Raw genomic sequence first — 8,121 nt, 5'->3', positions numbered from 1 at the left:
GCCGCCATCCTGCCATGATACAGCTCCTCGTTTCGCCGACCGCAAACGAGGAATCCGCCAACAGCCCGTCCGTTCCACCAATTCAGCCTGCTCCATCAGCGCAGGTTTCATGGAATCGGTCGTCTAGTGCTGCCATTTTTCGCAACTTTCCTTCTGATCTCGTGTCGTTTTCGGGGCTTCCTGGAAGGCCGTTGGCTCTGCAACAACTTTGCCTCGGGCCGCTTTCCCGTGGATCGTCAGCTCTAAACTGACAGCTCACCGATGCTCGGTTGAAGAGCCATTCATGAAGGGCGTCGCCCGTGCGGCACTGAAGAAAATGAGGCGACCAGATCTGTTCGAAACGCGCGCTATTCTTGATCGTATCTGGCTCCAAACTGGCCCCGGTATCTGATCCGGCGACGGGTGAGCTCCTGTGTAACGTAACCGCTTGCAGTTGCTGCGAAGTCGATTTCGTGGTCCAGGCCGCTGCGCGAGCATTCTTGTGGCGCGATCACCTACCCAGTGAGCGCGCCGCGACCCTGTGCGCTTTGGCTTCGGCCATGAGGCAGAATGCCGAGGATCTTGCCGTAATCATGACCTGCGAGCAGGCAAGCTGCTTTCCGAAGCGCGCGGCGAAATCGCCTGTCGTGCAAATTTCGTTGACTGGTTCACCGCGGAGGGCCACCGCGCATACGGCGATACTATCCCCCAGTCATCTGCCAGGTGGCAAACCGTCTGTTCAGATGCAGCCAATCGGCGTGACGCTTGCCGTAACGCCTTGGAATTTTCCTTCTGCGATGCTTGCGCGGCAAGGCCGCGGCGGCACTTGCAACGGGCTGCACGATGATCGTCAAGTCCGCTCCGGAGACATCGCTTTTCGCCTTGGCGCTCGCAAGGCTGGCTGAAGAAGTGGGCATGCCGCCCGGCGTCTTCCAGATCATCACTGGCGAGACGCCAATCTGGCAAAGCGGTTGCTCGAGCACGCCGAAGTTCGTGCTTTCTCATTCACTGGATCGACGGAAGTTGGACGCCTCTTGCTCGGTCACTTCGCTCAGACAGCGAAAAAGACATCGATAGAGCTCGGAGGTGTAGCGCCGTTCTCGGTGTTTGACGACGCCAACCTCGAAGCTTCGGTGACCGGCTCTATTGGCGCCAAATTTTCGACCTCGGGCCAAGATTGCCTGGTCGCGAACCGAACTTTCAGGACTTCGCCAACACCGCGGCGAGAACGAAAGTCGGCCACGGATTGGAAGACGGCACCCACGTCAGTCGGATTACGCGTCCCTCGGTAGCAATCGTCCATACGGTATTCCACATCACTATTGGAGCGCACATCCCGTCGAAACTGAGGTCGAGTGTTCGAGGCGCCGCGGCGCAGAGCTTAACGAACTCGTTCAACGGGAGGGGCCCGAAACGGTCAGTGCCTTCATCGGCGAGCCCGTCTTGGGCAAGGGGTATTACGCCGCCACCGAAGGGATATTGGGAAGCTATTCAGGCCGTGTTGCGCAAACACGACGTCGTTCTTATTGCCGATGAAGTCATTCCGGCGGACATCGCCAGCGTATTCCTTTGCGCCTTGCCGCGCACGGGCGCGTGCCACATCACGCTGGACCGAGGATCTGATCCAGAAAGGGTGGCAGATCAACCTGGAGCGAGCTGGGCTGTGTCGCGCGCCAAATTGTTGGTCGAGCGGTCGAGCTGATCACACTTGCCTTTGATTCACCATAGGCCATACTTGCTCTTCTCGAAATTGACTGCAAAGCGCGCCCCGGCCGCAGTCAGCCTGTGAGCTGATGCGCGCCACCGCTCGATCGTCCGCAGCCGACAGAGTGCACCTCCTCGGCCTCATCGCGCACTTCTCGGCTCGGCGTGCGAACGCTGGCTGCGCGCCTGACCGGTCCTCCGATTAGCCGTGATCTCCCGCGCAATTTGAACGCCGACCGGGACAAACCGAATACCGGGGGCATGATGCGTCATTGGCATCGCCATCGATGTAGCGTGTGGCTCAATCGAAGCTCAGATTGTCCTCTGGTGCGACCGATCGAGCGGCCAAAAAGCTTCAAATTCTCTATTCAAGCGCAGAATTTCATCGATGATGACCCTAGATTAGTGAATCTCATCTCCATAAGAGCTTAATAATCTCTAAATTTTGGAGATAAGCCGAGATTAAGAGCCGGCTACCTTGCGGGTATGCTTGAAGCGGCTCCTAAATATCTCCAGGCGAACGACTGGATTGTTGGCGAATGCTTAGCGGATGGTGAGCGTCCGCACCTGGGGGGCGAATCGAATGGACTGGGTTGCCGGCGCGGCTTGGCCTGATGTCAGGGGCGATCTTTCGTCCACGCGACGGGAGGCCGCCGTGTTTCTGGACAAGCTTGAGGATATTGACGGGGCCGTAGGTCGGCAGAACTGGGTAACGAGATGGGCAAACATCGGAGATGCCCATTTCCATCTTGCTGACCTGAATATCAAAAAGAAAGCCTTCGATGAAGCGACAGAAGCTTGGCTTTGCGCGCTAACTGCCTTCGAAGTTGCCAGGCGACTGGCTGAGGAAGACGATCCTCAAAGTGGAGACCTTTCGGCCAAAGTCGAGGCCAGTGTTCAGAGGTTCGGATTATCTCTCGAGCAGAGGCTGGAGCGGGTGCAAATTCCCTGCTGCGATGAAGCCGAAATATTGGCCTACTATTTACCCGCCGATTGTTCCGATTTGTGCGCCCCGGCAGTTATTTGCATCAGCAGGGAGCAAGAAACGGTAGCGACGCTATTCGGAAGGCTCTTGCCCGTGGTGATTGGTGGTGGCCTATCGGTTCTCGTTATCTCTCATGACGACGTCTCAAATCACTGGCGCGGCCAATCGGAAATGTTGTTGTCTTGCTGTTTGGATTACTTGTCAGCTCGGCCCGAGGTTGATGCCAGTCGGATTGGCGTCTATGGAGAAGGGTTGTCGGCTGTCCTAGCTACTGATTTTGCAGTGTCTGATCGTCGGGTTGCTGCGGCAGTCTGCGACGGCGGCCTTTGGAATTTTACGCGGGTTCTGGCGTCTGTCGGCTGGATGACGAGGACCGCAAATGTAGTGGACGAGGATGTACTGTCGGCGCGTCGCTCGCGACTAGTGCGACAGTTGAGATGCCCTGTTCTCGTGGTCGCCGGTGGGCGCGGCATCGTGAGCCTGTCGGAGGCGATCAAACTGCAAGCTGATTGCACGGAGGCGCGCATTGATCTGGAGTTGACCATGCCGCAGATGACCCAGACCGGAGAGATCGAAAACTTCGTGTCTTCCGATGATCGCATTTTCGGATGGCTAGAGCAGAAACTCAAGACAGTCGGGCTCCATAACCATTGTAGGCCAAGACAGTAAAGAAATCCTCGTCGACACCAATGACTCGAGCCCGATGATTCAAATGGTGTCCACTCGTATAGGGCGACAGAATGATATCCAGCCGCGAAGTTGCCCTGCCGTGACCGGCGCCGCCTTGGTCGGCACCGGTCCTTTCTGTCTACAAAATGCCTATGCTCAGCTTTTGAGATGCCAATCGGCTATTTTTGGCAATCGAGGTAAGCCGCCTATTCAGGTACTGAAGGGACTCCTCGTCGAGCGCGCCAAACATGGTCGAGTGGAGGGCTTGTCTCCTGATTGACAGATTCCTGATTTCCGCCCGGGCCTTTTGAGTCAGCGACATCTGCAGGAATCTTGCATCGTCAGGTGACGTTACGCGGGTGAGGAGCTCCATTTTTTCGAGTTTCTTCGTTTGGTTGGTAACGAAGGCGGGATGGATTCGCAGTTTGTTCGCAACCGCTGTTCCTGAGACCCCGCGGCCTTTGTCGAGCTCATCGACAGCCATCAGGATCAACCATTGCGGTTCGGTTATTCCCAACATCTGGGCCCAGCTCTTATGTATTTCCTCCAGTTGGGAGTGGATCTCGACGATGTTCCAGATGAAGTCAGTAGCGGCTCGGTTGAGTTGTTCTGTATCTGCCATGTTGGTCTTTCCGCCCACTCTCGGTGTCGCAATAGCGCGCACAGTTGATCGCCTCATTAAGCCGGAACGTACATATGCCCCTTGGGCAACCCGAGAATAGAGCTGGCGGGACACACTTGCCACAAAAAGCAATTGACAAATACAATTGATGTCTGCTATTGATGCGTCAGGCCGGTTAAGAAATCGATCCAGCGGTCATGTTAAATCTCCAGTTAAATCTCCAAAAGTAGCCTTCGGGATGCCCCCCGAAGGCTTTTTTTCTGCGAGGTTGCACGCGCCGCAAGCGAGGAGGGCGGTAAGTGTTGCTCAACTGCAACGTACTCTCGAGAAAAACGCCACTCGTCATTAATTAATTGATACAATTGATTTCAGGAACTATACCGCAATGGACAGCGAGGGGGCGCCTCGAAGTCGTTCCGTCAAGCGCCCGCTGGTCCGGCGACGCTTAGTGGCGGCGGATCTTTGAAAAGCGGAAGTGCCGTTTCCAACTTGGAGGTTTATCGATGAAAGTGACGAAGAGTCTTATCCTCGCTTCTGCAACAATGTTTGCGGGCGTCGGGGCGCAGGCCGCCGATCTTCCCGTGAAGGTTAAGCCGATCGAGTACGTGAAGGTCTGCTCCCTGTACGGAGTCGGATTCTACTATATCCCCGGCACCGACACCTGTATGAGGATCGGCGGTTACCTGCGCATCGACACCACACTTAATGGCGGCATCCAAGACAAGCCGGCTTGGAACGGCGCCTTGGGCTTTGGCGATCGCACCAGGAACGACTTTGAGACCCGTTCTCGTCTTGGGCTGCAAATCGATACCCGCACCGCAACTGAGTACGGCGTGGTCCGCACGTTCGCCGAACTCTTGTTTAACTTCAACACCGATAACGGGCTAAGCGGTACTCAATTCTTCCCCGATGCACTCTTCGTCCAGTTCGCCGGGTTCACAATCGGTGCCTCGCAGTCCGCCTATTCCACGCCTTGGGGCGGCTTTCCGGGCAACAACACCTCCTACCTGGTTGGCGGTCATGACTCGTACGTGGGCCTTAACAACATCCAATATCAGGCGCAGTTCGGTAATGGTGTCTCGGCCACGATAGGCCTCGATGACCCCCTATCGTACCAGCGTACCAATCTGTGGAACTTGGCTAATGGCCTCGATCCCATCGGTAATGGCACAAACGCGTACGCCGGCGCTTTCATGCCCGACGTTGTCGGCAACATCCGGATCGATCAAGCCTGGGGACTGTTTCAAGTGTCTGGTGCTCTGCACGAGGCCCGCGCCACCTACAACACGATCGCGGGTACCGGTGGACTCGCAACCCCAACGTCAATCCTGTCGGGTCACCCCGAGACCAAATATGGCGGATCGGCGATGGTTGCATTGCAGATCAAGAACATCCCGACCGGACCAGGCGACGACATCAAGCTCGATGCGAGCTGGGCCAAGGGTGACATGAAGAATATCTACGGCACCGCGAGCACCCCACAAAACTTCGCCATGCTGGGCGGCGTTCCCGGCCAGTTCGGGCCGAACAATAGCATCGGCTTCGGCTCGCTTTCCGATGGCGTCTACCTGCCGAAAGCGGTCGCCTTTGGCGGCGTGGCGGGGGATGGCCAGATCCACCTGACCGAGGGCTTTGGTATCCGCGGTGCGTTCAACCACAACTGGGATCCGCACTGGTCGAGTGCTTTGTACGGTGGCGCGATGTGGGTGCGGCATGACGCCGTGGCCAAGGCCGAATGGTGTGCGGCGTATGGTGCGACCGTCGCGGGCCGAGGCGTGACCTACACCTGCAACCCGGACTACAGCGCCTCGGTGCTGGGTCTGCTCACCCGCTGGACCCCAGTCAAGGGCCTGACGTTCTCGGCCGAAGCCACCTGGTTCCACCTGAACCAGAACTTCACGGGCTCGGCGACGTTCACGCCGGGCAGCGGTCAGCCGCTCCAGAGCTGGACCTACCACAACCAAGACACGCTGTCTTTCAACGTTCGCGTTCAGCGCAACTTCTGAGGCTAACCTTCCTTAGGATCAACAGCAAAAAGGAGAGCTCGCTAACGATTTTATCTTGAACCTCCAGAGAGCCCTCGGCGATGCCCCGCTGAGGGCTCTTCACTTTGTCTGCCCAGTGTCACGCGATGCAGCGACGCGGTGCCCGCTAACTACTTTCCGGCGCAAAATTCGCGCTTCTAACCAGACTGGTCAACCGCGCGGACAACGACAAGGCCCCGCCAGGGGCTGGCGGGGCCTTGAGAGGCCAGATCGAGTTGGGACGGACTACGGTTGGCGTGACTGGTTTTCCATCGCGCGTCCGATATTGATGAGGTTGTCGGCGACGACGCCGAGGCCGACCCAGCGTTTCATTCCGATGCTGCCCTTGTAGCGGCAGCGATCGAGCCCGTGTCGCCGTTTGACGACGCTGATACGTCGCTCGCATCCGGTTCGCCATTTCTGACCGTTACGGAACCAGCGCTTTTTCTGCTCACGCTTGCGCTCGGCGCTCTTGGTCGAGCGATTGGGAATGCAGACGCGTTTGACGCCTCTGGCTTTCGCTGCAGCTTCGTTCCTGGCGGAGTAAAATCCAGCATCCGCCGCCACCAGGCGTGGCGTGCGTCCGAGTTTTGCCTCGTGGGTTTCGATGGCCGGGATCAACAGCTCCGAATCGCTTGGCCGCTGATCGTAGACGTCGTAGTCGATCACAATCTGGTTCTCTGCTTCCTGCAGTTTGACCATCTTGCCGAACTCGTTGGGCTTGCCGGCCTTACCTTTGCGAATGATCTCGGTCGAGGGCTCGAACACACTGAGGAGCTTGCCTTCTGCCCGGGTGTTGCCGCGGAAGATACGTTCCCGGGTCTGCCGCATCACTTGCCGCACCAGCGGCAGCATCGCTTCCAGCTGCAGACGCAGGCCTTTCAACGCCAGCTGCTTCAAGATGCCCCTGGACCGCTTCACGCCTTCGGAGATCTCGCTGGAGAAGCGCTTCGCCTGACCCACCACCCGGCTCGTCGAGCTCAGTAGCTTACGGTAGCCTTCCTTGAGCTTCTCGTGATTGAGCGGCCCCTTGGCGCGCGCAATCCGCGCGATCTCAAGCAACCGCAGCTTCACGCTTCGACTTCGGTCGCGCAGCTTCGTTCCGACGACGCCCGTGATGGCGGTGATCTTCTTCATGCTGCGGATCAGCACTCGCACTCCGTCCCCCAACAACGTGCTGTCCGTCGGATGGTGGATGTTCTTGAGGATCGAGTTGACCGAACTGTAGGAGCGCGCGCCGATCTCGAGCGCGCGGCCGCACGCAGCCTCGAGCCTCTCGCGGCCATATGTCTTGGCAAGCCGCAGGATGCCGACACAGGCGCGGAAGCCTTGCTCGGGATGCGTGCGCTCCCGCAGGATAGTCGCGATCAGTGCCGACGTGCGGCGGCCGATCTCGGCGGCGCTTCGCCGGAGGCGCTCTGGCGTCCAGTCGGCATAGCGCCGGTGGCTCGACGGCATGTGCTCGCGCACCGTCGTATGCTTGCGGTCGGAGGAAGAGCGCACATGGGCGGCAACGCGTTTGCCGCAGTGGAAGACTTCAATCGTGCGCGCCGTGATGCGCGCCCAAACCTTCTCGCGCAGCAATTGGTGCGGCACCGAGTAGTAGTGCTTCTCGATCTCGACGTGGTAGTCGAGCGCGACCCTGCATTCCTTCCATTCGGCAAAGACGTAGGGCTCGGCCGGCAGCGGTTTGAGCGCCGCGCGCTCGATCTCGTCGAACAACGCGCGGCGGCTCGCACCGAGATGGCGCGACACGCGGTTGTTGAGTTGTGCGACAAGCTCGGCGATGGCCACGTTCAATGCGCAGAGCGAGAAGAACTGCCGGTTGCGCAGCTTCGCGACGATAAATCGAGTCGCAATTTGGACCGCAACTTCTACCTTAGCTTTGTCGCGGGCGCGATACGGCCGCGCCGGAACAATGGCGGTGTTGTAGTGAGCCGCCATCTCGGCATAGGTGCGGTTGACCGTCGGCTCATAGAAGCAAGCCTTGGTGACGCCCGAGCGCAGATTGTCGCAGTTATGTGCCGGACATCGTTATGTGCCGAATGCCGTCACAACCCGCATTTCTGAGCGCTATTTCCGCGCCGGCGGCAACATAACGGAGCGCTCGTGGCATGGTGATCTCCTTCTTTCCTTAG

Annotated in this window: 3 protein-coding genes and 4 pseudogenes; 4 read left to right on the top strand and 3 right to left on the bottom strand. The window is 58.4% G+C overall.

Features of this window, described 5'->3' with window-relative positions:
- Positions 1-283: 283 nt before the first annotated feature.
- The 3 genes and pseudogenes from GWE18_RS41500 to GWE18_RS41490 form a co-directional block, all read left to right on the top strand.
- Positions 284-1,273: pseudogene (locus GWE18_RS41500) on the top strand (aldehyde dehydrogenase family protein); the annotation flags it as partial.
- Positions 1,274-1,284: 11 nt separating this feature from the next.
- Positions 1,285-1,522: pseudogene (locus tag GWE18_RS41495) on the top strand (aminotransferase class III-fold pyridoxal phosphate-dependent enzyme); the annotation flags it as partial.
- Positions 1,523-2,338: 816 nt separating this feature from the next.
- Positions 2,339-3,337 (top strand): alpha/beta hydrolase, encoded by a 999-nt coding sequence (locus GWE18_RS41490; protein ID WP_275191247.1) that lies wholly within the window; start codon positions 2,339-2,341, stop codon positions 3,335-3,337.
- Between the two features lie 139 nt (positions 3,338-3,476).
- On the opposite strand, the gene GWE18_RS41485 is transcribed toward GWE18_RS41490, so the two are convergent.
- Positions 3,477-3,959, bottom strand: a complete 483-nt coding sequence (locus GWE18_RS41485) for a MarR family transcriptional regulator (RefSeq protein WP_275191246.1) — start codon at positions 3,957-3,959, stop codon at positions 3,477-3,479.
- Between the two features lie 503 nt (positions 3,960-4,462).
- On the opposite strand from GWE18_RS41485, the gene GWE18_RS41480 reads away from it, so the two are divergent.
- Positions 4,463-5,965 (top strand): porin, encoded by a 1,503-nt coding sequence (locus GWE18_RS41480; RefSeq protein ID WP_275191245.1) that lies wholly within the window; start codon positions 4,463-4,465, stop codon positions 5,963-5,965.
- A gap of 264 nt (positions 5,966-6,229) precedes the next feature.
- Here the strand turns inward: GWE18_RS41480 and GWE18_RS41475 are convergent.
- Together GWE18_RS41475 and GWE18_RS41470 are read right to left on the bottom strand one after the other, a co-directional pair.
- A pseudogene (locus GWE18_RS41475) lies at positions 6,230-7,183 on the bottom strand (ISNCY family transposase); the annotation flags it as partial.
- Positions 7,181-7,996: pseudogene (locus tag GWE18_RS41470) on the bottom strand (IS21 family transposase); the annotation flags it as partial. The pseudogenes GWE18_RS41475 and GWE18_RS41470, both read right to left, overlap by 3 nt.
- Positions 7,997-8,121: the final 125 nt, after the last annotated feature.

The sequence above is a fragment of the Bradyrhizobium sp. CSA112 genome, from assembly GCF_029051645.1.
In the GTDB taxonomy this organism is placed as follows: domain Bacteria; phylum Pseudomonadota; class Alphaproteobacteria; order Rhizobiales; family Xanthobacteraceae; genus Bradyrhizobium.
The sequence above is the reverse complement of the archived record's forward strand: the minus strand, read 5'-3'. Positions and strand labels throughout refer to the sequence as shown.

What these genes read in the sequence shown, in the direction of transcription:
- GWE18_RS41485 (WP_275191246.1), bottom strand. Translation starts at nt 3,959, where the DNA reads ATGGCAGATACAGAACAACTCAACCGAGCCGCTACTGACTTCATCTGG.
- GWE18_RS41480 (WP_275191245.1), top strand. Translation starts at nt 4,463, where the DNA reads ATGAAAGTGACGAAGAGTCTTATCCTCGCTTCTGCAACAATGTTTGCG.